The organism is Enterobacter cloacae complex sp. IR5412 (assembly GCF_049237385.1).
GTDB classification, from domain to species: domain Bacteria; phylum Pseudomonadota; class Gammaproteobacteria; order Enterobacterales; family Enterobacteriaceae; genus Enterobacter; species Enterobacter intestinihominis.
Window position 1 is genome coordinate 16,600 of the sequence record NZ_JBMKHQ010000026.1, and the last position, 703, is coordinate 17,302.

At 55.0% G+C, this 703-nt stretch carries 1 protein-coding gene; it reads left to right on the forward strand.

Translation table 11 applies throughout. From position 1 onward, the window contains the following. A partial coding sequence (locus tag ACOTX2_RS24455; protein WP_421626001.1) for an AAA family ATPase occupies positions 1-703 on the forward strand: 703 nt, incomplete at both ends.

Here is a 703-nt window from a genome sequence, read left to right on the forward strand (position 1 = left end):
TGCGCGCAACATGGCCCCGGATTTTACCAGCCCTGAGGTTAAAGCTGACCGGGCTATCCAGTTTGCAGTTAAGTCGCTGTCAGAGCGCGATGCCAGCTTTGAACGCCAGAAGCTGATTCAGATCGCTAATAAGCAGGTGCTGGGCCATGCCACAATGGCCGATGTTGAAAAAGCGTACCTGAAGGCGGTACAGAAGGGCGCCATCATCGAGGGCGAAGCCCGGTATCAATCAACGCTGAAGGTCGGTGCTTCAGTTATGGCCGAAACTCTGACGCGCAAAGAGTGGATCGACTCGCTGACGAATAGCGGGATGCGTGCGGATAAAGCCCGTTTTGCGGTAGATGATGGTATTAAAAACGGCAGGCTTAAAAAGACCAGCCACCGCGTCACTACCGTGGAGGGTATTCGCCTTGAGCGTTCCATTCTGACTATCGAATCACGCGGCCGGGGGCAGATGCCGCGACAGCTGACCGCAGAGATTGCAGGCCAGCTGCTCGCCGGGAAAACCCTCAAGAATGAGCAGATGCGCGCAGTTACAGAAATTGTGACGAGCAAAGATCGTTTTGTGGCCGCACATGGTTACGCCGGTACCGGTAAAAGCTATATGACGATGGCCGCTAAAGAGCTGCTGGAGTCACAAGGGCTGAAGGTCACGGCGCTGGCCCCCTATGGGACACAGAAAAAAGCGCTTGAAGATGATGGA